30 protein-coding genes are annotated in these 25638 nt (G+C 40.1%); 9 read left to right on the forward strand and 21 right to left on the reverse strand.

Annotation, left to right across the window (positions count from 1 at the left end):
- Window positions 1-413: 413 nt before the first annotated feature.
- Complete coding sequence (locus H0R92_RS12405) at window positions 414-1301, reverse strand: LysR family transcriptional regulator (protein ID WP_432965379.1); 888 nt, start codon at window positions 1299-1301, stop codon at window positions 414-416.
- Window positions 1302-1428: 127 nt separating this feature from the next.
- Here H0R92_RS12405 and H0R92_RS12410 point away from each other — a divergent pair, with 127 nt between their 5' ends.
- From H0R92_RS12410 to H0R92_RS12435, 6 genes are all read left to right on the forward strand, one after another.
- Window positions 1429-2676 (forward strand): extracellular solute-binding protein, encoded by a 1248-nt coding sequence (locus tag H0R92_RS12410; RefSeq protein ID WP_432965382.1) that lies wholly within the window; start codon window positions 1429-1431, stop codon window positions 2674-2676.
- Between the two features lie 8 nt (window positions 2677-2684).
- The gene (locus H0R92_RS12415) at window positions 2685-3392 is read left to right on the forward strand and encodes a glycerophosphodiester phosphodiesterase (protein WP_432965385.1); all 708 of its coding nucleotides are present in this window, start codon (window positions 2685-2687) and stop codon (window positions 3390-3392) included.
- A 24-nt stretch (window positions 3393-3416) separates the two neighbouring features.
- Window positions 3417-4295, forward strand: coding sequence for a carbohydrate ABC transporter permease (locus H0R92_RS12420; protein ID WP_432965388.1), 879 nt, complete (start codon window positions 3417-3419; stop codon window positions 4293-4295).
- A 52-nt stretch (window positions 4296-4347) separates the two neighbouring features.
- Window positions 4348-5118, forward strand: a complete 771-nt coding sequence (locus H0R92_RS12425; RefSeq protein ID WP_432965391.1) for a carbohydrate ABC transporter permease — start codon at window positions 4348-4350, stop codon at window positions 5116-5118.
- Window positions 5119-5225: 107 nt separating this feature from the next.
- Window positions 5226-6437, forward strand: a complete 1212-nt coding sequence (locus tag H0R92_RS12430; RefSeq protein WP_432965394.1) for an MFS transporter — start codon at window positions 5226-5228, stop codon at window positions 6435-6437.
- Window positions 6438-6601: 164 nt separating this feature from the next.
- Complete coding sequence (locus tag H0R92_RS12435) at window positions 6602-8314, forward strand: FAD-dependent oxidoreductase (protein WP_432965397.1); 1713 nt, start codon at window positions 6602-6604, stop codon at window positions 8312-8314.
- 94 nt (window positions 8315-8408) lie between these two features.
- On the opposite strand, the gene H0R92_RS12440 is transcribed toward H0R92_RS12435, so the two are convergent.
- Window positions 8409-9809, reverse strand: a complete 1401-nt coding sequence (locus H0R92_RS12440) for an aminopeptidase C (protein ID WP_432965400.1) — start codon at window positions 9807-9809, stop codon at window positions 8409-8411.
- A 211-nt stretch (window positions 9810-10020) separates the two neighbouring features.
- Between H0R92_RS12440 and H0R92_RS12445 the strand changes: the two genes are divergently transcribed.
- On the forward strand, window positions 10021-10737 hold the full coding sequence (locus H0R92_RS12445) for an L-2-amino-thiazoline-4-carboxylic acid hydrolase (RefSeq protein ID WP_432965403.1): 717 nt from the start codon (window positions 10021-10023) through the stop codon (window positions 10735-10737).
- Window positions 10738-10836: 99 nt separating this feature from the next.
- Here H0R92_RS12445 and H0R92_RS12450 read toward each other — a convergent pair whose 3' ends face one another.
- From H0R92_RS12450 to H0R92_RS12485, 8 genes are all read right to left on the reverse strand, one after another.
- The gene (locus tag H0R92_RS12450) at window positions 10837-11991 is read right to left on the reverse strand and encodes an immunity 26/phosphotriesterase HocA family protein (RefSeq protein WP_432965406.1); all 1155 of its coding nucleotides are present in this window, start codon (window positions 11989-11991) and stop codon (window positions 10837-10839) included.
- Window positions 11992-12033: 42 nt separating this feature from the next.
- The gene (locus H0R92_RS12455; RefSeq protein WP_432965409.1) at window positions 12034-12540 is read right to left on the reverse strand and encodes a hypothetical protein; all 507 of its coding nucleotides are present in this window, start codon (window positions 12538-12540) and stop codon (window positions 12034-12036) included.
- A 165-nt stretch (window positions 12541-12705) separates the two neighbouring features.
- On the reverse strand, window positions 12706-13080 hold the full coding sequence (locus H0R92_RS12460) for a toxin-antitoxin system HicB family antitoxin (RefSeq protein WP_432965412.1): 375 nt from the start codon (window positions 13078-13080) through the stop codon (window positions 12706-12708).
- A complete protein-coding gene (locus tag H0R92_RS12465; RefSeq protein WP_432965415.1) occupies window positions 13077-13337 on the reverse strand; it encodes a type II toxin-antitoxin system HicA family toxin in 261 nt (86 codons plus the stop codon). The genes H0R92_RS12460 and H0R92_RS12465 overlap by 4 nt, the downstream gene beginning before the upstream one ends.
- Before the next feature lie 96 nt (window positions 13338-13433).
- Window positions 13434-13901, reverse strand: coding sequence for a hypothetical protein (locus H0R92_RS12470; RefSeq protein WP_432965418.1), 468 nt, complete (start codon window positions 13899-13901; stop codon window positions 13434-13436).
- Window positions 13889-14530, reverse strand: a complete 642-nt coding sequence (locus tag H0R92_RS12475) for a HEAT repeat domain-containing protein (protein WP_432965421.1) — start codon at window positions 14528-14530, stop codon at window positions 13889-13891. Before H0R92_RS12475 ends, H0R92_RS12470 begins: the two co-directional genes overlap by 13 nt.
- Window positions 14531-14539: 9 nt before the next feature.
- Complete coding sequence (locus H0R92_RS12480) at window positions 14540-15454, reverse strand: restriction endonuclease (RefSeq protein WP_432965424.1); 915 nt, start codon at window positions 15452-15454, stop codon at window positions 14540-14542.
- Window positions 15455-15667: 213 nt separating this feature from the next.
- Window positions 15668-16987 carry an MATE family efflux transporter gene (locus tag H0R92_RS12485; protein ID WP_432965427.1) on the reverse strand — a complete coding sequence of 440 codons (1320 nt, stop codon included), beginning with the start codon at window positions 16985-16987 and terminating at the stop codon, window positions 15668-15670.
- A gap of 186 nt (window positions 16988-17173) precedes the next feature.
- On the opposite strand from H0R92_RS12485, the gene H0R92_RS12490 reads away from it, so the two are divergent.
- Both H0R92_RS12490 and H0R92_RS12495 read left to right on the forward strand, forming a co-directional pair.
- Entirely contained in the window at window positions 17174-17383 is a 210-nt protein-coding gene (locus tag H0R92_RS12490) for a hypothetical protein (protein ID WP_432965430.1), read from the forward strand.
- Between the two features lie 277 nt (window positions 17384-17660).
- Window positions 17661-17915, forward strand: coding sequence for a PIN domain-containing protein (locus H0R92_RS12495; protein ID WP_432965433.1), 255 nt, complete (start codon window positions 17661-17663; stop codon window positions 17913-17915).
- A gap of 22 nt (window positions 17916-17937) precedes the next feature.
- Here H0R92_RS12495 and H0R92_RS12500 read toward each other — a convergent pair whose 3' ends face one another.
- The 11 genes from H0R92_RS12500 to H0R92_RS12550 form a co-directional block, all read right to left on the reverse strand.
- Window positions 17938-18111 carry a hypothetical protein gene (locus H0R92_RS12500; RefSeq protein ID WP_432965436.1) on the reverse strand — a complete coding sequence of 58 codons (174 nt, stop codon included), beginning with the start codon at window positions 18109-18111 and terminating at the stop codon, window positions 17938-17940.
- Between the two features lie 790 nt (window positions 18112-18901).
- Window positions 18902-19480, reverse strand: a complete 579-nt coding sequence (locus tag H0R92_RS12505) for a radical SAM protein (protein WP_432965439.1) — start codon at window positions 19478-19480, stop codon at window positions 18902-18904.
- A 9-nt stretch (window positions 19481-19489) separates the two neighbouring features.
- Window positions 19490-20011: a nitroreductase family protein gene (locus H0R92_RS12510; protein WP_432965442.1), complete on the reverse strand. Its 522-nt coding sequence runs from the start codon at window positions 20009-20011 to the stop codon at window positions 19490-19492.
- Window positions 20012-20315: 304 nt separating this feature from the next.
- The gene (locus H0R92_RS12515) at window positions 20316-21095 is read right to left on the reverse strand and encodes an SDR family NAD(P)-dependent oxidoreductase (protein WP_432965445.1); all 780 of its coding nucleotides are present in this window, start codon (window positions 21093-21095) and stop codon (window positions 20316-20318) included.
- A gap of 4 nt (window positions 21096-21099) precedes the next feature.
- On the reverse strand, window positions 21100-21459 hold the full coding sequence (locus tag H0R92_RS12520; RefSeq protein ID WP_253692616.1) for a MerR family transcriptional regulator: 360 nt from the start codon (window positions 21457-21459) through the stop codon (window positions 21100-21102).
- Window positions 21449-22279, reverse strand: a complete 831-nt coding sequence (locus H0R92_RS12525) for a Vgb family protein (protein ID WP_432965449.1) — start codon at window positions 22277-22279, stop codon at window positions 21449-21451. Before H0R92_RS12525 ends, H0R92_RS12520 begins: the two co-directional genes overlap by 11 nt.
- A 329-nt stretch (window positions 22280-22608) precedes the next feature.
- The gene (locus tag H0R92_RS12530; protein WP_432965452.1) at window positions 22609-23124 is read right to left on the reverse strand and encodes an HXXEE domain-containing protein; all 516 of its coding nucleotides are present in this window, start codon (window positions 23122-23124) and stop codon (window positions 22609-22611) included.
- A 421-nt stretch (window positions 23125-23545) separates the two neighbouring features.
- Window positions 23546-23923 carry a toxin-antitoxin system HicB family antitoxin gene (locus H0R92_RS12535; protein WP_432965455.1) on the reverse strand — a complete coding sequence of 126 codons (378 nt, stop codon included), beginning with the start codon at window positions 23921-23923 and terminating at the stop codon, window positions 23546-23548.
- Between the two features lie 103 nt (window positions 23924-24026).
- Window positions 24027-24179 (reverse strand): hypothetical protein, encoded by a 153-nt coding sequence (locus tag H0R92_RS12540; protein ID WP_432965458.1) that lies wholly within the window; start codon window positions 24177-24179, stop codon window positions 24027-24029.
- 98 nt (window positions 24180-24277) lie between these two features.
- Window positions 24278-24745: a hypothetical protein gene (locus H0R92_RS12545; RefSeq protein WP_432965461.1), complete on the reverse strand. Its 468-nt coding sequence runs from the start codon at window positions 24743-24745 to the stop codon at window positions 24278-24280.
- A 176-nt stretch (window positions 24746-24921) separates the two neighbouring features.
- Window positions 24922-25635, reverse strand: a complete 714-nt coding sequence (locus H0R92_RS12550) for a purine-nucleoside phosphorylase (RefSeq protein ID WP_432965464.1) — start codon at window positions 25633-25635, stop codon at window positions 24922-24924.
- Between the last annotated feature and the right edge of the window lie 3 nt (window positions 25636-25638).

The raw sequence follows: 25638 nt of genomic DNA on the forward strand, positions 1-25638 counted from the left end.
GGACAGCCTTTTTAAATAAAATAGAGTTCTAGGGAACCTATTCAGTTTGCCTACAGTTTATTTCGTAGTTCCGGCAGCTTCCACAGGCAAACTGGGTAAGTGAGCAGCGAGTGCTAAAAACTTCAGCTTTTAGCACCGGTTATGTATGCGAGTTTGACGTGAGGCGCAAGCCTTACGCCAAACTCGAGGCGCAAAGGCAAAAGTAACCGACTTTTGCCGTGCGCAGGTTGCTGCCCGACGGGAGTCGGGTATGCCGGGCCGGCACAATCCCTCGTTTCAGGCCCAAAAAAGCGAAAAAAATCCTAAAATAGTGTTTAAAAGTTGAGATTTGAAGAAAAAGGCGTTACAATATTTAATGTGAAAGTCGCACAGCTTGTGTGAAATATAAACTCGGGAAACTAATAGGAAGTTTATTATTTTAAGTTCTTGAGCAAAGTTTTAATAAAGATTTCTCCTGACGGGGATAAGGTTGAAAAGCGGTTTGTACAAAGGAGAAAATTTCGTTTAGGTAACTGTTCATGCAGTTTTAGTTGGAGAATTTCTCCTTCATCGAGATATTGTTCTGCAAATATTTTTGCGACTAGACCTATTCCCAAATTAAACTTGACAAGATGTGGGATAAGGTCGGAAGACGATACTTCAATTTCCGGGGAAAGAACCATATCATAGCCTGCAAAGATAGTATCAATATATTTTCTGCCTGAAGTTCCGACACTCAAGGTAATGAACGGGTACCTATTAAGATCTTCAAGATATAATGTTTTTGCTTGTAGTTGCCGATATTTTTTCCCACAGATCAGGATATTCTCATGAGATGTTAATTTTGTAATTTTCAGCAGAGGATGTTTTTCGATAGGGCCGGGTACTATTGCCATATCTGCAAGTCCTGCCTGTAGATTTGCGATGGCTTGTGCCGACGAGCCTGTTGCTAATTTGATTTTGGTATTCGGATTCTTTTCTTGAAATTTCTCGAGAATAGGTGGGAGTATCGTTTTGATTGTAAGTTGGCTTACCGCAATTGTAAGGTTTTGATTTGTTACACCTTTCCATATGTCAAGTTCGGATTCCGCCTTCTTGATATACTCTAGTCCCTTTGAAATATAGTCAAACAAGATATGTCCTTCAGCTGTAAGCTTTACCCCCTGTTTTGATCGAATAAAAAGTTTCTTATTGGATTGTTTTTCAAGCAACATAATATATCTGCTGATTGAAGGTTGTGACATATTAAGTTTTTGTGCAGTATGTGTTATGTTCCCGTTGAGTGCAACTTGATAAAATATATTATAATATTCAAGATTCATAAGAACATTATATACGATATTTCCCTGTAAAATCAATAAATTTGATAGATAACGTAAAAAATAGTATTTTTCAATTTAATGATTATATGCGATAATAAATCAACAATTATATAGGAGGCGCTAAAAAATGAAAAAAAATGCCATATTAATTCTGATTTTTTTGGTTGTAGCAGGAGGCTGTTTTGCGGGAGGAAAGACAGACTCCTTTCAAGGAGAAAAGATACGGGTTGTATTTTGGCACAGGACCAGTGATAACTTTGAAAAGGAAATAGCTGCATTTGAAGCACTAAATCCTGATGTTACAATTGTTTCAGAAGCTGTAGGTACCAACTATGATGACCTTTATACAAAGTATATGACTGCGATTGCTTCGAATTCATTGCCCAATATAGGTATTGTTGGTCAACGACATGGTATTTCGCAGATGTATGAAAGCGGAAAATTACTGCCAATAGAGGACTTCCTTGAACCGGTTTTAATCAAAGATGTGATGCCCGGATATTGGGGACGATTTATTTATGATGGAAAGAAGGTGTGTGTTCCGTATTCGAGCAGTGTTCCCGTTTTGTATTATAATGCTGACTTGTTCGAACAGAATAAATTGATACCTCCTAAAAGGTTTTCCGAGATACCCGCTATTGCAAAGCAGCTAACACTGGATACCAACGGTGATGGTAAAACCGATGTGTACGGATTCAATTTTAATGCCGATACTCCTTGGTATCTTCAGGCATGGGTTTGGGATTGCGGTTTTCGGGTAACCCTTGCCGGAGATAAAGCTTCCGTCGATAGCGGCGGGTACAGACAGGTATTTGAAACGATTAGTAATATGGTACATGGTGATAAATCGATGCCTGCGAACCAGCACAGTACCAGTATCGATGATTTTATGAACGGCTACACTGCGATGTTCATTACTTCCAGTGCAAACCTGAAACAGCTTTCCGAAGGATGTGCGTTTAAGTTAGGTGTCGCTCCATTTCCCGGTAAAAATACCATCTTAGGCGGGAATTCTCTTGGGTTGTTTTCTGCTGATAAAAAAACAGTTGAGGCCAGTGTTCGGTTTATCAATTATTTATTATCTTTGGATGGAAGCCTAACAAATATTAAGAAGGGGTATCTGCCGATAAGAAACTCATTTTTACAATCCTCTGAGATAAAAGATTTACTCAAAAAGGAACCGGAGCGCAGGGTAAGTATTGACAGTGTAGCTCATTTATCTATGCAAAGTGTAAACGTTGCCGACTCGACGATTTGGATGGAAACAAAGGAAATTGTCAGTGAAGTAGAGGCAAACAGCAAAGCCGATATTCCGGCATTGCTTGCTGAATTCCAAAAGACCGTAAATCGGTTTTATGCAGACTACTATCGCTGAGAGGAAAAATGCTGAATTATGCACATCGAGGGGCATCTTCATATGCCCCTGAAAATACATGGCCGGCGTTTGAACTGGGAATTGAACTGAATGCTAATGGGATTGAAACGGACGTCAGGAAAACAAAGGATGGAGTACTGGTACTGTTTCATGATGATAGTCTGAAGCGAATTGTCGAAGTTGAAGGAGGCGTTGAAGACTATACCTATGGACAGTTGTTGGAATTTGATTTTGGGCTATTTAAGGGAGAACAGTATAGGGGTGAAAAAATTGTTTCCATGGAAGGCTTTTTGTCCCGTTACGCACGAAAGGATCTTAGTCTGGCTATTGAGTTAAAAGAGAAGGGGATAGAGCTTGATGTTTGCAGGATGCTTGAGGATAAACGAGTTCCGAGCTATATTGTTACATCATTCGATTATTCCCAGTTGCTCGAAGTACGGAGAAACGATAGCAGTATCAAAATAGGATATCTAACCGACTGTTTTTCCCGCGAGATGGTTGATAAGCTTGTAAGAGACAAAGTGAATGAAATTTGTCCTAAAGCTGAATTGCTGATTCCATCGATGTGCACATATGCGCATAAAAGCGGATTGAGCATCCGTGCGTGGGGCGTTAAAGATTACGATCTTATGGTACATTGTTGCCTGTGTGGGGTTGATGGTATGACTGTGAATTTTCCCGATCTGCTTGATGCATATCTAAAAAGATTATGCTGATCCGGATAGGTTAAAGAGGGCTGTATGTTAAAACGGAACAACATAATAAATAACCTTACAGGATACTTATTTATATTGCCGGCTTCTCTCCTGTTGCTCATTTTCGTAGTTTATCCATTGGCTGCAAACATATACAACAGCTTTCATTCATGGAATCTTATCAGTTCAGCAAAGTTCATAGGGGCCAGAAATTTTATAACACTTTTCCAGTCATCAGAGTTTTATATAACTCTTAAAAATACGCTTTTGTATCCGCTTATAATTATTCCATCAGTATTGGTGACAGGCTTTATTTTGGCTTATTTTATTCAAAGACCGGGAAAACTGAATGTGTTATATCGAACTGTTTATTTTATCCCCAGAGTAACTTCTATGGTTGCCATGTCGTCCGTATGGCTGTTTTTATACAATCCGCAATACGGGTTTTTAAATACACTGCTTATTCATTTAGGCTTATCTGGTGTCAGATGGCTTAACGAACCTTCGTCTGCATTAGTTTCGGTGGCTATCATTATTATATGGAGAACTATAGGATATGCAACGGTTCTTTTTCTGACCGGCTTGCAAAATATTCCATCTTCCGTAATCGAGGCTGCGGAATTGGATGGGATTTCCGGTATGCGGAGGGTTTTATGCATAGAATTGCCGTTGGTATCGCCAACATCTTTTATGTTATTAATTCTGACTACGATTGATTCTCTAAAATTGTTTACAACGATTGATGTCATGACGCAGGGAGGCCCTGCAGGCAGTACGCAAAATCTTGTTGTAATGTTATATAAATACGGATTTTTGAAGTATCAGATCGGTTACGCCAGTACGGTTTCTATCGTATTATTTTTAATTATTTTTGCTGTCAATCTTATTCAAATGAGGCTTGAAAAGAAAGTTGTCTATGATTAATAAGATTTCCAAGTGTATATGGACACTGTTAAAGCATTTATTTTTGATTTTTATGAGTATAGTGATAAGTTTTCCGTTCATTTGGATGCTTATATCTTCTTTCAAAAGTAATAGTGAAGTGTTCAATAATACAATATTCTTTCCAACTACTTGGCGCTTTGCAAATTATCCGGAAGCTTTATCTTTGGCTCCGTTTGGAATCTTTTTTAAAAACAGCATCCTTGTCACATTCATATGCGTCTTTTTTCAGTTGATTACCTGTTCTCTGGCGGGGTTTGCATTTGCAAAGATTACATTTAAATTTAAAAATGCCATTTTTATCATGTTTCTTGCCTGTATGATGATTCCAAAGGAAGCGACGGTTATTTCAAACTATATCACCGTCTTTAAAATGGGATTTATGAATACATATATCGGATTAGTGATTACGTCATTAACGAGTATTTTCGGAATTTTTCTGCTTAGACAGTATTATATGACCGTTCCAAATGAATTTATGGAGGCTGCAAGTCTTGATGGGTGCGGGAAATTTCGTACCTTTCTGTATGTGTTTTTGCCTATGGGTAAAAGCGCTCTTGCTGCAGTTGGCGTATTCGGCATGATTCAGAGTTGGAATGATTATATGTGGCCTTTAATTATTACAAATAGTACAAAATACAAAACGGTTCAAACCGGCATCAGATATCTTATTTCAGAAGATGTGGGATCTCAATGGGGATATATTATGGCCATATCGACTGTAATTATTTTTCCGATTGTTGTAATATTTATCTTTCTTCAAAAGTATTTTATTCAAGGTATTACCAAGGTCGGTTTAAAATAAACGAATCCGGAGAATCGATAATAAGGACACAATGCTTTTGTCATAAGCTGTGTGTTCGTATCTTTACTGTATTGACATTTGCGTTTTTTTTTATTTAGATTAAATAAATGACTATGATTCGCCGTTTTTCCCTGTACGGCTTTTTGAAAAACTTCGATTTTTCCGAACCCTTTATTATTTTGTTTTATCTTTCGCTGGGCTTAAGCTATGTTCAAATCGGGGTGTTGACGGCCTTTTTGCATATTGTTATCAATATAACCGAAATACCGAGCGGAGCCTTTGCCGATTTATACGGAAAAAAAACGGCTATGCTGGTGTCGCTTTCATCCTATATTGCAGCCTTTGCTTTTTTTTCGCTTGCCCGCTCCTTTGCGCTTTTGATTCCCGCAGTCTTTTTTTATGCGGTAGGCGATTCGTTCAGGACGGGAACGCATAAGGCAATTATCTTCGATTGGCTTAAAATACAGGACCGCCTTGATGAAAAAACGCGGGTTTACGGTTATACACGTTCATGGTCGAATTACGGGAGCGCTTTTTCGGTGATTATCGCGGCCTTCATCGTCGCCTTTACCGACAATTACCGCTTTGTGTTTGTGTTTTCACTGATTCCCGCCGTTGTAGGCTTGTGGAATATGTTCCGTTATCCCGATGAACTGAACTGTTGCTCGCAAAATCGTCCGGGACTTGGAGAGGTGTTTCGGCACAGTGTGCAGACTGTTAAGAGCGCTTTTACCGATAAGGATATACGGCATCTTATTATACAAAATACCGGCTTTGAAGGCTGTTTTAACGTATCGAAAGACTTTTTGCAGCCGCTCTTAAAAGCACAGGCTGCTCTGGCTGCGGCCGCTTTTTCGGTTTCGGATAAAAATGCCCTTGCGCTCATTGTCGCTTCGGTTTATTTTGTGCTGTATATATTGTCGGCCCTTTCCTCGCGCAAATCCCATAGCGTTGCATCCCTGTTTAAATCCGAAAAAAGCGCACTTATTTTTTTGCTCTTTATAAGTGCGGCTCTGTTGAATCTTTCCTGCTTTGCCGTTTATTTTAAACTTTTTTACCTTGCCATAGGCGTTTTTATGCTTTTATTTATAGTAAAAAATATCTGGGTACCGATTAATATTGCCCAATATGATAATTATTCAACCTCCTCCGATCAAGCAACGATTTTATCGATTGCCTCTCAGGCAAAGGCTGTAGGCATAAGTGTGCTTGCGCCTCTTGCCGGTTTGTGCGCCGACCGTTTCGGCATTTATGCCGCCCTGCTTTTTTTAAGCATCGTTTTAGGGGCGACGGCAGTCTATTCGCTTTACAGACGTTAAAATCGTATTGTCTTTGATTATGCCTGCCGCAATTCGAGCTTCGGTTCTTTAAATATTGACTTTTGATTTGAAACCCGATAGAATTTTAACCGATTAATTAAAGCGATACGAAGCTGCTCCAAACTTAAAATAATTTTTTTATTTCGTATCGCATAGGAGTTTTTATGAAAAAAATTACAGTAGCCGTTTTTGCCGCCCTCTTGGTATTTTCAGGGTGCGTGGCGGGAAAATCGAACCCGAACAAAAAAGTGAGCGGCACTTTCCGCGGAACGGCGCAGGGAATGCGTGCCCCGATTGTCGTCGATGTAACGGTTGAAAAAGGAGAAATAAAATCCGTAACCGTTGTACAAAATGAAGACAGTCCCGTAATCAGCGATGTTGCCGTCAACTCTATTCCGCAAAGAATCTGTGCTCAGCAAAATATCGAAGTCGACAAAGTAAGCGGCGCAACGATAACAAGCTTTGCAATAAAAACAGCCGTTGCAAACGCATTGACCGAAGCGGGTGCGGTGCTCGATCCGTATAAAAAAGGAAGCGATGCGGTTAAAAAAACGGAAAAAAGCGCGGCTGAAAGCGTTGACGTTGCCATTGTCGGAGGCGGCCTTGCCGGCGTGAGCGCCGCAATCGAGTTTGCACGCAACAGCAATTTATCCGTCGTTGTGTTGGAAAAAGAAGCGTATACGGGCGGTTCGGCGCGCGTGTGCGGCGGCGGTATGTGGGTTGTCAATTCGGAAATGAACAAAAAGGTAAAGCTTGACAGCACTAAAGAAGAGCTGATTGCCTTTTACGAAAAACGCAGCAAGGGCGCCCCGGTAAACAAAAAATTGATTGCCGCTATTTACGATAAATCGGCCGGCGTGTTCGATTATTTCCTTGAAGGCGGACTTCCCGTCTCCGAAGAGCGCTGGTATTTGGCGCACCCCGACAGTAAACTGCCCGTTCTTGAATCACGCCATGAGGGAAGATATGCGTGGAGAGTCGGAGAAAGTCAAATGTTCGATGCGGTTGAAAAAATAGCCGAAGGTTTGGGAGTTAAAATCCGTTTAAACAGCAAGGTAACCGAACTTATTACGGAAAACGGCGCCGTTACGGGAGTAAAGGTTGAAGACGAAACTTCAAAATACACGCTGAATGCCCAAAAAGTGATTTTAGCTTCCGGCGGTTTTTCGCGTAACCCGGAACTCGTAAAAAAATATGCGCCCGACTATACAAAGGCCATTCCCTTTACCTGTGCCGGCAGCACCGGAGACGGTTTTATGTTGACTGAAAAGCTCGGCGTTCAAATTGTCGGAAGCGGCATGATGGGAATCCGCGGAACAACGCCTTTTTACGGTTATTACGGCCGTATCGGAAACCTTGTATTCAGTGCAAAAACCGTTGTAAACAAAGAAGGTAAAGATTTCGGCTTGAAAAAAGCCTTTTATGCCGACGGGTTAAAATTGATTTTGGACCAAACCGATTCGATGGGTATAAGTATCTATGACGAAACAAACGCAAAATTGGCCGACCGTTTGGAAGAAGCCGTAGCTGCCGGAGTTGCAAAAAAAGCCAACACGCTTGAAGCTTTAGCCGCTTCTTACGGTATCAATGAGGCGGAGTTCAAACGCACTGCCGAAGCAAACGGCATTAAAAACGGACCCTTTTACGGCCTTGTTACCAATCCCGTGTTAATAGGTTCAATTCCCGGTATAAAGGTTGACGAAAACTGCCGCGTATTGAATGCAGAAGATAAAGCCATACAAAATCTGTTTGCCTGCGGCGAATTGATTTTCGGAAACGTCTTTTCAGGTGCCTATGCTTCTTCGGGAAGCGGAGTCGGTATCAGTGCCTATACGGGTGCGATTGCAGCCGATGCGGTAATAGAAGAACTTAAATAAAACAGGACTGCCGGAGCCGATACGCTTCGGCAGTCTTTTTGTTTACTGTTCGGCCAAGCGCGCATGGCCTTTAAATCGCCGGCGGCCAAGACCTTTAAATCGCAAGGCTGCCCATCGGATCCCATGGGGCGAGTTCAATCGGTTTTTGTTCAAGCATATCGCGCTGTTTTTTTGTCAAATACTTTTTATTGATAACAACCTGATAGGTAAACTCGCTGAACCATTCGTCGCTCATTACCCAATAACCTTCTTTACCGACATCCTTACCCCAGCTGTTTTCAACACGCCAGCGGTTGGGCTTTCCGTCGTCTGCGATATTTACGCCCGTAAAGGTCATCGCGTGGGTCATTAAGCTTTCGCGGTAATCAAGGCGCTGTTCTTTTGTAAGCGGGAATACGGTATCGAATAAAAGGTCGGGACGCACCGCCTTTATCGACAAGAGGCCTTCGGTTTTTAAAAACCATTGCTGAACATCGCTTCCGAACCACACCGATTCTCCTGCCGAAAGCTGAGCGCATGCGGCTTTTTTTAACTCATCGATAGGAAGGTTTAAATACCGAACGGGTTTTCCGCCGGCAATATTTCCCAGAAAACGGACGGTGTAGGTTTTATAAAAGGGCTTGTCCTTGGTCGGCGCATTGATGAGGCTTACGTAATCGTCGAGCTTCATCCCCACATATTTTTTGAAAAACTCCTGCGGAGTGGATGTGATACGGATAAACTTGTCGTCTTTGTCGCGGGTTTCCCATGTAAAAGCGGCCGGCGGTTTTCCCAGCGATATGCACAAGATACGGTAGATTTCGTTCATCATGCCGTTTTTCAAAAGACGCAGTTCGGCGGCGCTTTTGCCTTGTGCGTGTTCACCTCGTAAACGCATCGCACCTTCGCGCAGTTTTAAAGTTATGTATTTTGTTAAATCCTTTGTCGCAGAAGAATCGAAACTTTCGGGCATTGCTTCCTGCGGAATAACGCCGTATTTTTGTACCAAATCGGCAAACATATCCCACTGGCCGCCGTCGGCAACGGGGTCTGCCAAAAGGTGGTGCATGATTCTTCCTTCAAGCGGTTCGTCGAGGGTGGATAGAATATTCTCCAAAAACCAGTTCGATTTTTCCAGTTTATCCCAAAACAGGGGATAGCTTTGTGAAAGCTCCATGTTTTTTAATTTGAACTTTTTCATTACCCGCTGCCGCATTGTATTCAGCGCCGCAAACATCCAGCAGCGCCCCGACTGTTTTTGATTTGTTACTTCTCCGGCATCCAACGAAACCGAAAAATTATTTTGACAAAAGCGTGTTTCTTCATAATCGATACAGCTTGCACCGATACCGTTTTTTACCGCCGCATTCATCGCCGATGCATAAGCGCTTTTGCAGCTAAAATCCTGTTCGAATTGTGTAAGCATAGCGGCCGTAAGACTCGGCGAAAGTTCGGCCGGTACGGTTGCCGGGACCCGCGCCGGTTTTTCATTTTTCTTTTTTTGTTCTGTACTCATGCGCTTTATAATAGTGAGCGGCCGTATAATGGTCAATACATTCAATTTGTATAATTTTTCGGAAAAAGTCTTAAAAAAAATGCAAACCTATGCAAATTTAAAAAAGTATGTTAGAATTAACATAATCGGTTTGAGCTTAAACGCCGCAGGCATTAAAGAGGTTGACTGTCTTCCGGAGTTCCAAAAATAATTTATATCAGGGGAGGGACGTATGCACCCGTACTATAAAAAAAGCGAACAAAAGCTGAAAAAAGAGGCAAACGCTTATTTGAAATTGATTGCCGGCGAAATCGAAAGAATATTTCAAAAACCCTATAAGAAAGCTTTCGAAGAGATATGGCGGATTTACTCGGCCGACCTTATGGAAAAGTTTCCGTACATCGGCGGCAGTAGGGTGAGCGGCACTTCCAATCTTACGGGAGCCTATATTTTTGTAGCATTCGGCGAAGCGGCTAAAAAATACGGCCTTTCCTTGGACGAGTGGGGACAGTTGACCACAATTTGTTTTGAAAAATATTTTGACGCCATGCCCGCCCTTGTTAAAAATCTGAAAATTGCCGTATTCAAGCGCCCGAAACTCGTAAATAAAATGCTCAAAAAAAAGGATGCGCAAAATCGCAAAAACGCTTTGAAAAATCCGGGCAGCTTTGAAACGCTCACCCAAGAACCGACGGCGGAGTTCCCCATCAATTTTCACACCCTCGTGTGCCCCTTGTATAATTTCGCAAAAGCAAACGGCTATATGGACTACATGCCCTACTTGTGCAATTTGGATTACGTTATGTTCGGAAAAATGGGAGTATCGCTGTACCGTGAAAACACTTGCGCTTGCGGAGACGGCTATTGCGACTTTAAAATGAAAAAGAACGCACCGATTCCCGCCTTTTGGCCTCCCCATATTTTGGATAAAAACGACCCGTTAAAGTAAAATAAAAAGGCGTGCAAGCGGATAATTGGTAATTGATAACAGGCAGCGGGCGGTTAAGGAAACTTGTCTAATTCCCTCTTTATAGTTAGGCCTTCATAATTAATCAAGCTTTGATTTTTTATGCAGTTTTAAATTTCCTTCATAATCCAAATCACCGTCCAAACCGAAAGCTTTGAAAATTGAATTCTTATCTTTTTTGTTGGCGGGATTATTGAGGCCGCCGCCGGTTGCCGGATAAAGGGGGGCGTTTGATTTTGCTTTTATACATTCTTCCAATTTTTCTATGTTTAAAGAAAAGCCTATTGATTCTGCCCGGTAATTTTTATGATACCATTCTTCGTCTTTGTACAGAGCGTATTCTTTTAAAGACATTTCTTTATATATCAAGCCGTATTGGAGATAAGCAATATCCTTGTCTTGATGATTTATACTCTTGCTTGTCGATATTGGAGCATCATTTAAGTCGTGGTAAGTAACTTTTTTGTTTCCGATAATTTTGTATTCGCCGTAATAGATATTGTTGTCCATGATGGGCTGTGCGGGGAGGGAAGGGCATTGTTCCAATTCGTCAAAATTGATGTTTATGCCGGTGCTGATTTTATGGTATACCTTTACAATTAAAGCAGTCCCCATGAGGTTGTTAAGACCGTAGTTTTTATTCTTTTTAAATTCCGGATTTTTTCTTAACTTGACAATATCGATTACAATTTTTCCGAAACCGTATTGCCGTCTTCCTATTTTAAAAGCAAAGATGTCTCCTTCTTTATATTTTTGGTGAGCTCTTTTTTCGTTTTTAAAATTTTCCAAATCGGCTAAATCTTCTTTTGATGTTTCTTTTATCCATTTTTCAATCCAAGAATTGAGAGCCGAAGCCTTGCTTTCTTTTAAGTTTTCCGAATAGTAGGTTTTTTGTGTGGTGTAGTTTCCGATAAGCACATGTTCGCTTCCGAATGAAAAATACACTCCGATTCCTTTAAATGATTGAGTTGCCGTAAAGTTTAATTTTTTAGGCTTTCCTTTTTCTGTTTTGGGGAGCACAACGGTTTTGTTCTCGGCAGTTTGAATATCAAGTTCGCTTTCTTTATAGTAAAAAGCATCTCCTTCATAGTCAGATACTGAAATTTCTTTTTTGATAGTATCTCCGTCAAAGTAATAGAGGCTGCCCTTTATATCCATCTCTTCCCAGTGATCCTCAATCGGATTTAAGCCCAGATACTTTCTTTGTTCGTTGGTTAAGATAAATTGTTTAGTCAATTTTCTATAAGTTCTCATTTGTTAATCTTTGCAAATCGGGATTTATCTTCTTAAAAATCCGACAAGCAAAGCTTGGGCCGCCGATATAATCGGTATAAGTAAAAAAGGAAATCCTAAAAAATGTTCCGCAATTGCCAGATGTTTCATCCAATTCTTAAATTCATAATCCTCGTGTCCCTCTGTTCCGGGAATGACAACTTTTTGCTTATATTTTCCCTGAAATAACAGGCAGTCCAACAATAAAAAATCTCCTAAGTTTAATAAGCTCCACTGAATATATCCTGTCCAAAACAAGTTCCAAAAACCGACGGTTCCCGTATGTAAAAGGCTCGCTGTCGAATAAACGAAACAAATCCCGACAATGATAACGGTTAATATCTTATTTATTTTTTTCTCTTCTTTTGTCATTTGTTCGGGCGCAGCCTTTTGAATGGCTTTTGGGTAAGAATCAAAAAAGAACCGTGGATTAATGAGTACAAAAGCGGCCGCTGTCCCGTTAAAGATAGCAGCTATGGCAAGTCCGTCAAGAATCGCTTGGATTACATCCATAAAAACTCTCCTTTGTAAAAGTTTAATATATCTAACTGTTTTTCATTTTATTGTATCACTTTCCCCGTATTTTGATAAGAGCGATCTGTTAAAGAAAAATCCATATAATGATGTGCATATCATTCATAAGAGTTTGTTACCTTATTTATACAGCTTTTAATAGTATCACATTTTGGTAAAGTGATGATGCTCTGCAGAATTTTTAGAAAGCAGGTAAACACAATACTGATTCATGCTTATCCCTTCTTTTTTGGAATTTTCTGCAAGAGTTCTATGAAGTGTTTTGGGTAATCGCAGTTTAAACTGTCCGGAATAAGAAGCTGTGTCATCAGGTTCATTTATCGGAACTCCGTCTTTAATAGCCGCAAAAAGCCATTCCCTTTTAGCGTCTTCCGCATTTGCCGCAACAGCACTAAGAGATGAACCGCAGGTTATACAACCGGGAAGTTCCGGATAATAAGCGACAAACCCGCTATCTTCCTTGTCAGGAATAATTTCCAACTTATACGGGAGCTTCATGTATTCTTCCAATGTTTTCATTTCGATTCCTCTTGTGAATTATTTTCTTCGACTTCTACAATATCCCTTACTATTCGAACATAAGCTGTTTTTATCGGTTCATGTTTCGGAATCGTAATCGGATTCAAGCCCTTCTTTCTAAAAGTATAATGGCTGCTACCTGAGCGCGGAACAGTCATTATATATCCATAATTTTCTAAAACTTTTGCAAGTTCTGAAAAGCGCATATTGTTATCAAGAGATTTTATCTTTTTAAGCAGTTTGTCCCATTGACTCACAACAATATTATAAGTGGTGTTATATATGGTGTCAATATGGTATTTGTTTTATATTAAATAAGGTAACAATGATTTGCCAAGCTGTATTGACAACCTTTAAAATTCCGGAATAACTCCTTCATAGTTATGAGCCTTCTCAATTAACGGCCCCTTTGCACCCATCGTAAATGCAATGTTGCTGCTGCGGATAGCAAGCAGGTACATGCCGGGTTTGATGTCAAGAAAATCCATCGTCTCTTTTTTTAAATGAATAATTCCGGTTTCGGATATATCGAGCCAACAATAGAAACGGCCTTTGTATTTGATAAACTCACCGCAGCCGCAAGTGTAGTTTTGTAGGTTTGGGTTATCGGTTAAAATATGTCCAAGTGTTGAAGGTAGGAGCAAGCCTTTTCGGGTGATACAAAAGCCGCCGGTTTTTTTGCTTCCCGTAAAAAGGTATATTTTTGTATCGGCGGTAATGTCGTATTCTTCCATCGCCTGAGTAGGAAGCTGAACCGTTCTGTCTTGCCGCATCAGCGATTTTCCGAAAATAAATTTCCCGTCCTTGGTTATTTGCGGCATATCGTCTCCTTTAAATTCTTTTCTATTATTCTGATGGCTCCGGCACTGTGAATGCGCATTGTTTTACAGGTATCATTTAATTTTTCTTTTAATTTGTCTAATGACTGTGCGACTATTTCAGGTTTGTACTTTCCGATGACTCTAAAAATTTCGGGTGCTTCAGGCCGTACATATTTTTCATCAGGATCATCCAAGAGTTTTTCAAATATTCCGATATGATTTTTAAAAAGTTCCGCATCAGTATTGGCAATGTTTTCGCAGGCCCAAATCATGGACATACGTACCCTCGGTGCGGTATCGGTGTGCAGACTTAATATTTCATCAATTCTATTTACAACAATACCGATTTTTGCCCTTCCCGTCCGTCCGATTGCAAACAAAGCATTTTCGCGTACTTTTTCCGAAGCTGATTGCAAATCCGAAAAAGCCTGATCGATAAGTGCAGCAACCGCATTCGGGTTTACAATACCTATCTGCCCAATCGTCCAATAGGCATAAGAAATAATTTCATCATTGGCAGAAGTAAGACAGCCTTGTATGAATGCAATATCGTCCGTGCCGATTGCTGCAAGTGATTCTTTGGGTCTTCTGGATATTTCTTTTAAACGGAGAATGTTGGCGGCAGGCATGAGGTAGGACTAATCTTCTTCAAAGTAATCAGAATCAATTCGTTTTATAGTATAAATATCTTGTGTGCTCACACCAAGATCATTTTCTATCATTAATTCTGTTAACTGCCTACCGTCAAGCAGTATTATTTTTGCATCAATATCGGTAACATATTCTCTTGCTTCATTTGTAAAATTTGAAGTGGTAATAAATATGCCTTTTTTAGCTTTTTTACCTAGTAAAGCTCCTGCAAATTTTTGTATTTCCGGACGGCCGATATTTCCCTCCCATTTTTTTGCTTGAATATAAATAACATCAAGTCCTAATTTATCTTCTTTAATTATGCCGTCAATTCCTTCATCACCTGATTTTCCAACAACTGTAGCCGCTTCTTTTATTGAACCCCCGTACCCCATTTTTACCAATAAATCAACGACTAATTTTTCAAATCTTGACGAAGAAATATTTTTAATCATAGACAGTAGTTCACTTGATAATTCATTTTTTATACTTAAATAACCGCTTTCAAGTAGTTCATGCGGTGTTATATTTTGTTCCTCTTTATTTATTTTTTTGTCATAACCGGAGGTATCTTTTTCTTTTATAGACTGAAATTCATTAAATGAATCATAATCACTCAACATTTTAGTATTTATAAAATTAGGGTTTCTTTTTAAAAATTCTTTTCCTTCTTCCGATATCTGAAAATAGCCTCTTCTTGTTTTTAGCAATAACCCGGCCTTTGTTAAATATGTTCTTGCCCATCCAATTCTATTATTGATTACAAATGCAGAACCGCTGGGCAATAATTGTTGTTTTTCTTCATCAGTTAAATTGAACCGGGTTATTAATGTATCAATCGTTTCTTTAAATAAATGTTCTTTGCCGTCTTCTGCTATTTTCATTAATGGTAACATGCACTCTTCATATGTTGGAATTGCCATATTCTCTCCTAGTAACACCGGTGTATATAGCTTTAATGAGCTGATTCCTTACTTGCGATTATACCTCAATTACCCACTTTATCCAACTAGGCACTCCCACATTTTATATTTTCATTTTCAGAATAATCTATAAATGCAATAAAGGAAAAATATTGTAACCGAAGACCGTAAAACCGCCCCAATTCCTCATTAAGCATTCCTAATTAACTAAAATCACAACCTCCTCAACACCCTCTGCTGCATGATAAGACCGATAAGTATCATTGTAAAATCAACGGCAGGTTCCGCCCACCAGACGGCAAGGCTTCCGAAGATATGAGGTAAAATCAGCATTGCAGGCACAAAGAGAATGAGTTGGCGTAATAGGACAATCGCTCCGGCTTTTTTGGCATCTCCTATTGATTGAAAAAAGGTAAGCGTCATAATCATAATTCCGTATAAAATAAATGTGGAATAAAACAGTTTGAAATTGATACTGCCTGCTACAATAATTTCGGGGCGCACATTGAAGATTGATAGGAGGCTTTCTGAAAAAAGCATTGCAGGCACCCACGAGAGAGCTGCAAGAAAAGTTGCGCCGTACATAAAAAGTTTCATCGTTTCGCGCACTCTGCCGTACTGCCCTGCTCCGTAGTTCGCCCCGATAACCGGCTGTAAGCCCTGACTCATACCCCAAAGCGGAATAAACGAAAACATATAAAGGCGCATTGTGGCAGACATCAAAATCCCCCAGTTATCGCCGCCTGAGGTAAACGCCTGCTTGAACAAAACCGTTTGCTGCACCGCAAACAAAAGCTGCATAAGCATTGCCGAACTTCCGATACCGAACATTTCACGGTATATTTCTTTGTACTTTTTAATTTTGTGTATTTTGACAAAGGGGCTTTTTTTCGCAAAATAGTGCAGGGTTAAAACCGCCTGCACAATTTGCGAGATTACCGTAGCAATCGCAGCTCCCTCAATAGCATAGTCTCCCATAAGAAGCATAAAAATCGGATCCAGCACAATATTGAGCAATGCCCCCGCTCCCATAATGAACATAGATTGTTTTAAAGCACCTTCACCTCGCATGGTCATGTTTCCGGCTTGAGCAAAGTTTACGAACACCGAACCTAAAAATACAATCCGCAAATACCGCACGCCGAAATCTTTAATCGCTCCTTTTGCTCCCACCATTTCCAAAAAGTACGGAGCGGCAAGCACACCCGCCGCCGTAATCACTGCCGAAAAAAGCAGCACCCAATAACACACATTGCCGAAAATTTTATCTACCGTTTCCGTATCACCTTTGCCGATTGCCCGCGACAAAATGGACGCACTTCCGACCCCGAGCAGTGCAGACACCGCCCCGTTTATCAGCGTCAGCGACATCGAGATACTGATTGCAGACATCGCATAATCGCCGATAATCCTTCCGGCAAATACCCCGTCCATAAACGGGTACAGCCCGATAACAACCATACCGACTATTCCGGGAACCGCAAGCTTAACAAGCAGCCCCCTCAAGTCTTGTGTCAATAACCGTGTTTTCATATCTTGATTCTTTTTATTCCCCCTCATGATTTTTAGATAACATTGTATGCTGGCATTGTTATCTAAAACAGGAAAAAAGTCAAGAGGATGGAGGGACTTTGTAGTAGTAGAAATATTCGGCAATAAATGATATAATAATGTAGTTTGAAGAAACTTCCTTTGATATACTTAATTAGGGAGAAATATATGGTTTATGAAACATTAGTTGAACAAATAAAAACGGTTCCGCAAGAATGCCTTGCCGATATACAGAATTATGTCCAATATATTCTTTATAGATATAATCAATCAGCCGAAAAAGAAAAACATACGGATTTATCAAAATATTTCGGTTCACTAAAATTTCATCAAGATGCATTGAAAATACAGAAGGAAATGCGGAGTGAGTGGAACTGATTTTTTAGCTGATACAAATGCTTTAATTTATCTGCTTGCCGGTAATCCCTGTATGAAACCTTATATTTCCAAAAAAATCGGATTTTCAATAATTTCGGAAATGGAATGTTTATTTTAGCCGACACAATACTGTCGGCTAAAAACACTTCAAGTTTTGTCATGCGGCAAAACTTGTTTCATTGACGGCACTTTCTCAGGCTTCGCCTTGCGAAAGTGTAGCAAATAAGCAATCTCCTAATTTTGATAAATTACTCGATTGCTTATTTGATAAGAACTTTTGTCGTTTTCAGGAATAAGTCATCAAGAACAAAATAATATAAAAGCTTTTTTATCTGAATGTTCAGAGCTACAATTAACAAAAGAAGTCAAAGAAAAAACTATTGAAATCCGTAAACACTATAAAACAAAATTACCGGATGCAATTATTGCAGCAACGGCAATAGTAAATCAAATTCCGTTGATTACAGCAGATAAAGCTTTTGAACAAATTAAAGAATTAAATTTAGTTTTAATAAAACCTGTCATCATTTAAATATTTTTCCAATTCCCTTTTTCTATATCATCTTGGCTCTGCACTCATTACAAAATAAGGCAAAGTCGGTATTATGGTTTTCTTTTATGTACTTTGTAACAGCGGTGTTTTCGGCTTCGTTTTGCATATCTTTGAGGTAATAGTAATATCCCAATCTTCTTCCGACGGCAAAATTAAGTTTATCTTCCGCACTCATCGAAAGGTACTAAAAGATGTCAATTCAGAACCGCCATGGATGGCGGTGGAACTAAAAAGAAGCGATGTTTCGGCTTTGCCGAAACTCGCGTCAAAGAATTGACAAGGATGTCAATTCTTTGACAACTTCCAATAGTAAGTTTACAATATGCTCATTCACATAATAACTTGTAATATCGGTAAGCTGCTCGATAAAAAGCTATTAAAGACCTCTAAAAACTTCAGTTTTTAGAGGTCTTCCTTAAATTTAATTTGCGATGTTTTTAATAAGTAATTTATATATAAAAACTTATTAAAAACTCGTCGGGTAAGTCAAAAATTTAACAAAGTTTTTGACTTACCCTTTGCTCACAAACCATTTCCTCTTCCGATTGCAAATCGAACAAAGGCTTAAAATGAGCGTCTAAAATATCACCGCTCATTTTAATTTGAGTTTTGCCTTTTGAAATTTTTGACGCAAAACTCAAATTATTTACTGTGCTTTCTCACTTGTGTTACGAAAGCACGGAATTCATCAACCTCAACTTTTGATAAAGTTCTCGGTTGATGAATTTTAAGGAAACTTTTCGACATCCCGCCCCAATTTTGTATTCGGTTTAAATGCCGTGTGATGTACGCGGATAAATTCGGGATTAACTGCATTGATTGCTGGGCAACTGAAAAAACTCGATTAGATTTTTTCAGTTGCCCGACGAGTTTAAAATTAAGCCTTTGTATTACGCTGCCTTAATTTTAAACATCGCAATTTTAACTAAAGAAATCCGTTAAAAACTGAAGTTTTTAACGGCCTATTATTTTGCCGTTTCGATTGCATTTTCTTCGGAAAGAGATTTACCTCCGATTCCGAGCAAGGTAAATTCCGATAATGTCATGCCGGCTTTCTTAGCCGCCAAGCCCGATTTTACAATTTGCTCTGCGGTTATCCCCTTGTTGATTTTTTGTAATATCGTGTCCGAGCCCGTTTCAATTCCTCGGTACAAGTGATTTAAGCCCACCTCACAAAGAGCTTGTAATTCGGTTTCGGTCTTTTTCAAAATGCTGTCGCAACGGGCATAGGTAGTAACCGCTTGCAGTGCCGGAAAATACTTTTTAAGTGTATGCAATATCGAAAGCAAATCCTTTGCCGGAATATTAAAGGCATCTCCGTCCTGCAAAAAGCAGGATTTAAAAAAACTTGCGCGCTCCCCGTAATAAGCGGCATATTTTTTTATATCGCCTATAACCTCTTCGGTAGAACGCACCGAAAAGCGCATCCCCTTATACAGTCCGCAAAAAAAACATCTGTTCCAAGAACAGCCTCTTGTCAAACGCAACAAGAGGCTTTGATGTTCGGACGGCGGTCTTATAGGACCGAGTTCAACATCTATCATCTTGTTTTTCTAAAATGATGAGTATTGAACTATCATGTCCATCGGATTCCGCTCATCGTCATAGCGGTCAGGCGATTTTGTCGCTTCTTTTCCGTAACCGATAACCAAAATGTTTACCGGAATCAAATCATCGGGGATATTGAATTCGGCACGCACTACATCGGGCTTAAAATAAGTAATCCAGCAGCTTGAAAGCCCCATGTCTTGAGCGCACATCATCATGTGGCCGGCAGCGATACTCGCATCAATATCTGTCATGCTCGCCTTATCAAAGGGGCGAACCCACACCGCTTTTTTGTCGGCACATACCACAATGGCAAGCGGTGCCCCGTGCGGAGTACATGCTTTTTGCAGCTTACTCATTGCCGCCTCGTCATTTAAAACAAGAAAACGGCAGGGCTGCATATTTGCCGCCGTAGGAGCAATACGCCCCGCTTCCAAAATACTGTTGAGCTTTTCCGTCTCAACAGCTCTCCTTTCATAACTCCTCACCGAATGTCTGCTTTTGGCGAGTTCCAAAAATGTGTTCATACAACACCTCCTTATATAAAAGCATTTATGATAGCATTATATGCTAACAATGTTATCTAAGATAAGAAAAAAGTCAAGAGGATGGGAAAATGTTTTGTAGTAAAAATATCCTGTTTATCAAAATATTTCGGTTCAGTACAGTTTTCATCAAGATGGATTGAAAATTCAGAAAAAATGCGGAATGAGCGGAACTGATTTTTTAGCAGATAAAGCTTTTGAACAAATTGAAGAATTAAATTTAGTTTTAATAAGGTCTAACACCGTTTAAATGTTTTTCATAATTACGCATTAAACCCCATCAATCCTACACCCTTTGCAAAGTCTGCGGTTTTTGGACATAGGGAAAACGGTAATCGGATAGGCTGAACTCAAAGGTTTCTCTGTTTACTATGCCGAGCGGTTTGTCGCTGTCGTACAACTGCATAAGAAAATCTACCGCCTGAGCGCACGAGTGGTAGGTTCCGAATGCTTTGTCATAATCGTAGTCTGTGATGTCATTGGCGATATTGCCGAAGTTTGTTTTTGTGGCGGCGGGGGCAAAAACCTTTGCCTGCATTTTCGCGCCCGCTGCGCTCAATTCGCGGCTTAAGCCTTCGGTAAAGGAGGCGGCAAAAAATTTCGTTGCGCAATAGCTAACCGCAGACGGGACAATCGTATACCCGCCGACGGACGACACGTTGATAAGCTGCGTATTTTCTTTATTTGCAAAATCCCGCACATACAAAGCCGAAAAAAGCGCAACCGCTTCTACATTGAGCTTCAACATATCTTCCAGTTTTGCAAGGTTTTGATTTTCCACGCTGCAATAATCGCCGAAGCCTGCATTGTTGATCCATGTTTCGATATCCAGCTCCTTTACCGAATTGTATAGGGCATAGATATTTTCTTTTTCGGTAAGGTCGTACATCTTAATAATGATCTCCGCCGAAGCATTGCCGGCTCCGGCAATTTCGGTTTTCAGCTCTTCAAGTTTCTCTTTAGTGCGTGCAACGGCAATGATGTTTTTCCCGCGCTGCGCAAACCGCTTTGCCGCTTCGTATCCGATACCTGAACTTGCACCGGTGATAACTACGTATTTTTTCATCTTTTTACCTCTTTAGAGTTAATTTTTTATAGTATTCGATTTTTTCACGGATTTTTGCTAAGCCGCGGGTTTTGGTTTCAAGTTCCGCTAAAAGGCGCTTTTCGTGTTCTTGGAGCATTTTAAGCCGCTCGGGTGCGGTGCTCTCTCCCTTTTCACGAAGTTCGGCAAACTCGGCTATCTGCGCTATGGGCATACCGGTTGCTTTTAAGCGAAATACAAATTCCATCCAAGCGATATCCGTCTCCGTAAATTCCCGATACCCGTTTTTTCTTCTGCGAATGGGTTTTAACACGCCTATTCTTTCATAATAGCGGAGTGCCGAATCGCTTACGCCGAGTTTAGAGGCAAATTCTTTAATCGTCATGGCTGTTCCCTTCAAAGGTAATTTTATAGAGCGAATTATCTCCCCACGCTGCGATGTACAGTTCTTTTGAATCGGCTGCGGCGATGAGTCCGACGGGAGAAATAGGTTTATCGGTAAGCTGTTCGGTTTTTCCGTCCGTAAGCGAAATGCGGTAGAGCCCCTTGCCGCCGTAATCGACGGTCAAAACGGAATCAGGCTGAAACGGATCGGGAATGAGTCCCGCTGCGGGCGCATTCAGCGTTTTACTCAAAACGGTGAGCTCGGCATTTTTTGCTTGGTAGAGGTAGATTGTTCCGGTGATGTCGTTAATGACATAGCGGTCTTTGCCCGCCTGAATAGCCGCAACCGGAGTGCTCAAGCCCTTATCGGCAAGTACCGAGATTTTTCCTTCCGGCGATACGGAAAGAACTCTGCTTTTTCCCCGCTCCGCAACAAGCAAGTTGCCGTTATCATCAAAGGTTATACCGGCAACAACACTGAGCCCTGAAATAAAAGTGCTTTTTTTACCGTTTTGCACTTTGTAGATTACACCCCCGCTGTAGGTTGCTATGTATAAAGCGTCCTTGGTGTCGATTGCAAGACCGGAAGGAGAAGGAATATCTTTTATAACCGTTTCAATTTTTCCCGAGCGGTAGCGGTCAATTCGCCCTGCACTCCAGTTTGCAATGTACAAATAGCCCTTGCTGTCAAAAGCCATTCCGACAGGGGCGGAAAGAGATGAAGCTAATTTTTTTATCCCGATGTGCTCTTTTGCAAAAAGATTGCAGTGTGCCAAAACCGCCGTACCGATTAAAAAAACACCCATGTGAATTTTATTCATATTAAAACCTCCTATAAAAACTTTTTGCAAGGATTATTAAATCCTGAAAAAAGTTTTTTCAAGCGGTTTGTTTACAAACCGCATACAATAACGATAAACAGTGAGGCAGAATTTCTGCCGAGCTGTTTATCATGCCTCCTATAAAAACCTTTTAATAATATAAACCTTGCAGTTAGGTTCAAGGCAAGAGGTTTTGGGAAAATATTTTGAGGAAGAGGGGGAATTTTTGAAAGGATTCTATAAGTTTATAAAAGAGTGGTTCTAATTCTGAATACATATATTTCGGATTAGATTAAATAAATTCTTACGGATTTTCACCGATTATGTTATCAGCTAAACTTATCCTCTAATTTTCCCATTAACCAATGTATGAAAACGAGATTTCCTATCATTATAATGCAGCTCAATATTGAATAAAAAATTATTCTTGAAAAGATAAATTGCTTCCATATATTTACCAATATCGCTATGGATATTGGGGTACATATTAAGCTTGTAGCCAATGAAGGAATATATCTTTTTATAAATAGTGCCTGAAAAATATGAACAATCATATGTAAAACAAAGGCGATAAAACATCCGAGCCATAGATAATACCGATTAGTCAAAAAAGAAATAATACAGATAATCAGAATAAGTATATATTCTTCCGCAACGCCGAATGCAAATGCCGCCGTTGAGATTTTTTTCATGTGATTAATAACAGGTATAAATCTTGACGGTGCTATTGCTTGCAGATAGTTTTCGTTTTTTTGAATCCAATATTTAATGAAAATAATTTCTTCAAAATCGTGAAGTATAAAGAGTAAGGGAAAAGACCATATAATGATGTGCATGTTATTCATAATAGTTCGTTACTTTATTTATCCGGCTTTTAATACTATCACATTTTAGAATTCCTATAAATATCGAAGGTTTAAATAAATGATAAACTGATTTATTTGAAATAGGAAAAAACATATACAATTCATAACTACAGCGATTTTTGATTTTTTTAATACATTCATAATAACTGATACAATTGTTATAAAAGGAACTATAAGTAAAATGAATGCTCGCTGATTAAATGTAAGAAATCTGATTACATAAAACAAATATACATATGAATCGATATATATTTTTATAGGATTTTCATTTTTAAATTCTATCTTATTCCAGATAATAAAGGTGATAAAACCTAAAAGAAAACCGAGAACGGGTATCAATATATTTGTCTTATTAAGTCTTTTCATTTCTGATTTTTTCTCTGCGTTGGTGTCTTACACTCTATTTTGAATAGGTAGAAACGTGATGCTCTGCAGAATTTTTAGAAAGCAGGTAAACACAATACTGATTCATGCTTATCCCTTCTTTTTTGGAATTTTCTGCAAGAGTTCTATGAAGTGTTTTGGGTAATCGCAGTTTAAACTGTCCGGAATAAGAAGCTGTGTCATCAGGTTCATTTATCGGAACTCCGTCTTTAATAGCCGCAAAAAGCCATTCCCTTTTAGCATCTTCCGCATTTGCCGCAACAGCACTAAGAGATGAACCGCAGGTTATACAACCGGGAAGTTCCGGATAATAAGCGACAAACCCGTTATCTTCTTTATCAGGAATAATTTCCAACTTATACGGGAGCTTCATGTATTCTTCCAATGTTTTCATTTCGATTCCTCTTGTGAATTATTTTCTTCGACTTCTACAATATCCCTTACTATTCGAACATAAGCTGTTTTTATCGGTTCATGTTTCGGAATCGTAATCGGATTCAAGCCCTTCTTTCTAAAAGTATAATGGCTGCGCCTGAGCGCGGAACAGTCATTATATATCCATAATTTTCTAATACTTTTGCAAGTTCTGAAAAACGCATATTGTTATCAAGAGATTTTATCTTTTTAAGCAGTTTGTCCCATTGACTCACAACAATATTATAAGTGGTGTTATATATGGTGTCAATATGTTATTTGTTTTATATTATAAATAAGGTAATAATGATTTTCCAAGTTGCATTGACAACCTTTAAAATTCCGGAATAACCCCTTTGTAGTTATGAGCCTTCTCAATTAACGGCCCCTTTGCACCCATCGTAAATGCAATATTGCTGCTGCGGATAGCAAGCAGGTACATACCGGGTTTGATGTCAAGAAAGTCCATCACCTCTTTTGTTAAATGAATAATTCCGGTTTCGGATATATCGAGCCAACAGTAGAAACGCCCTTTGTATTTGATAAACTCACCGCAGTCGCAAGTGTAGTTTTGCAAACTCGGGTTATCGGTTAAAATGTGTCCGAGTGTTGAAGGCTCAAGCAAGCCTTTTCGGGTGATACAAAAGCCGCCGGTTTTTTTGCTTCCCGTAAAAAGGTATATTTTTGTATCGGCGGTGATGTTGTATTCTTCCACCGCCTGAGTAGGAATCTGAACCGTTCCGTCTTGTTTTATCAGCGATTTTCCGAAAATAAACTTTCCGCCCTTGGTTATTTGCGGCATACCGCCTCCTTTAAATTTTCTTCAATTGTTCTGATTGCTCCGGTACTGTGAATACGCATTGTTTTACAGCTGTTATTCAATTAATTTTTTTTGTCTATTCTGCTTGCTTCTACGTCTGCGGCGGTGAGCAACTCTTTTATGCTTGTGCCGGAGCGGATAAATGATTTATTTTCTCCTCATATACACTCAAGAGCGGTTTCAAACATCGGTTCGAGGGCGCTCATGCGCTCCGAATCGGCAAGTCCTTTTCCGGTTACGCAGGAATCGGTGTGCGTTAAAATCGACAAAGCTTTTTTGCCCAAGCGCGCCGCCGTACAGTAGAGGGCGTAGGTTTCCATATCCTGAGCAAGAGCGCCCATCGCCGCCCAGCCCTGCCATGACTCGACCGCTCCGATTGCGTTGTAGTCCGAAAACATATCCGACGAAAAAATCTGTCCTGCATGATAGCGGAACCCCTTGCTTTCGGCTGCCGCTGCGGCTTTTTGTAAAAGTTCGAAGTCGGCACAGGGATTAAAGGTTCCCGGAAGCCTGAATTGATACGCGTAGTTGGAGTCGGTGGAAGCGCTTATCGCAAAAACCAAATCGCCGACCTGTAAAAAGGGCTGCAATCCGCCTGCGGTTCCGATTCGTATAATACGTTCGGCCCCGTAAGACGAATACAGTTCGTATGCGTAAATGCCCGCCGAGGGGCCGCCCATACCCGAAGCCATAACGCTCACGGGTTTTCCCCGAAATGTTCCTGTAAAGCCGAGTACGTTGCGCACGGCGGTTACTTGGCGCGGATTGTCGAAATAGTGCTCGGCAACGTATTGTGCGCGTAAGGGGTCGCCGGGTAAAAGCACCGAGGGTGCAATGTCGCCTTTTGAGGCGCTGTTATGAGGTGTAGCCATAAG

It is taken from the genome of Treponema sp. OMZ 840 (assembly GCF_050937815.1).
GTDB lineage: Bacteria > Spirochaetota > Spirochaetia > Treponematales > Treponemataceae > Treponema_C.

Bases quoted from the DNA above. Each gene is read 5' to 3' on its own strand.
- H0R92_RS12525 (WP_432965449.1), bottom strand. From the start codon at position 22,279: ATGAATAAAATTCACATGGGTGTTTTTTTAATCGGTACGGCGGTTTTG.
- H0R92_RS12500 (WP_432965436.1), bottom strand. From the start codon at position 18,111: ATGAGTGCGGAAGATAAACTTAATTTTGCCGTCGGAAGAAGATTGGGA.
- H0R92_RS12460 (WP_432965412.1), bottom strand. From the start codon at position 13,080: ATGAAAACATTGGAAGAATACATGAAGCTCCCGTATAAGTTGGAAATT.
- H0R92_RS12530 (WP_432965452.1), bottom strand. From the start codon at position 23,124: ATGAATAACATGCACATCATTATATGGTCTTTTCCCTTACTCTTTATA.
- H0R92_RS12435 (WP_432965397.1), top strand. From the start codon at position 6,602: ATGAAAAAAATTACAGTAGCCGTTTTTGCCGCCCTCTTGGTATTTTCA.
- H0R92_RS12410 (WP_432965382.1), top strand. From the start codon at position 1,429: ATGAAAAAAAATGCCATATTAATTCTGATTTTTTTGGTTGTAGCAGGA.
- H0R92_RS12425 (WP_432965391.1), top strand. From the start codon at position 4,348: ATGAGTATAGTGATAAGTTTTCCGTTCATTTGGATGCTTATATCTTCT.
- H0R92_RS12545 (WP_432965461.1), bottom strand. From the start codon at position 24,745: ATGCCGCAAATAACCAAGGGCGGAAAGTTTATTTTCGGAAAATCGCTG.
- H0R92_RS12485 (WP_432965427.1), bottom strand. From the start codon at position 16,987: ATGAAAACACGGTTATTGACACAAGACTTGAGGGGGCTGCTTGTTAAG.
- H0R92_RS12480 (WP_432965424.1), bottom strand. From the start codon at position 15,454: ATGGCAATTCCAACATATGAAGAGTGCATGTTACCATTAATGAAAATA.
- H0R92_RS12550 (WP_432965464.1), bottom strand. From the start codon at position 25,635: ATGGCTACACCTCATAACAGCGCCTCAAAAGGCGACATTGCACCCTCG.
- H0R92_RS12475 (WP_432965421.1), bottom strand. From the start codon at position 14,530: ATGCCTGCCGCCAACATTCTCCGTTTAAAAGAAATATCCAGAAGACCC.
- H0R92_RS12415 (WP_432965385.1), top strand. From the start codon at position 2,685: ATGCTGAATTATGCACATCGAGGGGCATCTTCATATGCCCCTGAAAAT.
- H0R92_RS12440 (WP_432965400.1), bottom strand. From the start codon at position 9,809: ATGAGTACAGAACAAAAAAAGAAAAATGAAAAACCGGCGCGGGTCCCG.
- H0R92_RS12535 (WP_432965455.1), bottom strand. From the start codon at position 23,923: ATGAAAACATTGGAAGAATACATGAAGCTCCCGTATAAGTTGGAAATT.
- H0R92_RS12515 (WP_432965445.1), bottom strand. From the start codon at position 21,095: ATGAAAAAATACGTAGTTATCACCGGTGCAAGTTCAGGTATCGGATAC.
- H0R92_RS12420 (WP_432965388.1), top strand. From the start codon at position 3,417: ATGTTAAAACGGAACAACATAATAAATAACCTTACAGGATACTTATTT.
- H0R92_RS12520 (WP_253692616.1), bottom strand. From the start codon at position 21,459: ATGACGATTAAAGAATTTGCCTCTAAACTCGGCGTAAGCGATTCGGCA.
- H0R92_RS12455 (WP_432965409.1), bottom strand. From the start codon at position 12,540: ATGGATGTAATCCAAGCGATTCTTGACGGACTTGCCATAGCTGCTATC.
- H0R92_RS12430 (WP_432965394.1), top strand. From the start codon at position 5,226: ATGACTATGATTCGCCGTTTTTCCCTGTACGGCTTTTTGAAAAACTTC.
- H0R92_RS12470 (WP_432965418.1), bottom strand. From the start codon at position 13,901: ATGCCGCAAATAACCAAGGACGGGAAATTTATTTTCGGAAAATCGCTG.
- H0R92_RS12505 (WP_432965439.1), bottom strand. From the start codon at position 19,480: ATGATAGATGTTGAACTCGGTCCTATAAGACCGCCGTCCGAACATCAA.
- H0R92_RS12445 (WP_432965403.1), top strand. From the start codon at position 10,021: ATGCACCCGTACTATAAAAAAAGCGAACAAAAGCTGAAAAAAGAGGCA.
- H0R92_RS12405 (WP_432965379.1), bottom strand. From the start codon at position 1,301: ATGAATCTTGAATATTATAATATATTTTATCAAGTTGCACTCAACGGG.
- H0R92_RS12490 (WP_432965430.1), top strand. From the start codon at position 17,174: ATGGTTTATGAAACATTAGTTGAACAAATAAAAACGGTTCCGCAAGAA.
- H0R92_RS12510 (WP_432965442.1), bottom strand. From the start codon at position 20,011: ATGAACACATTTTTGGAACTCGCCAAAAGCAGACATTCGGTGAGGAGT.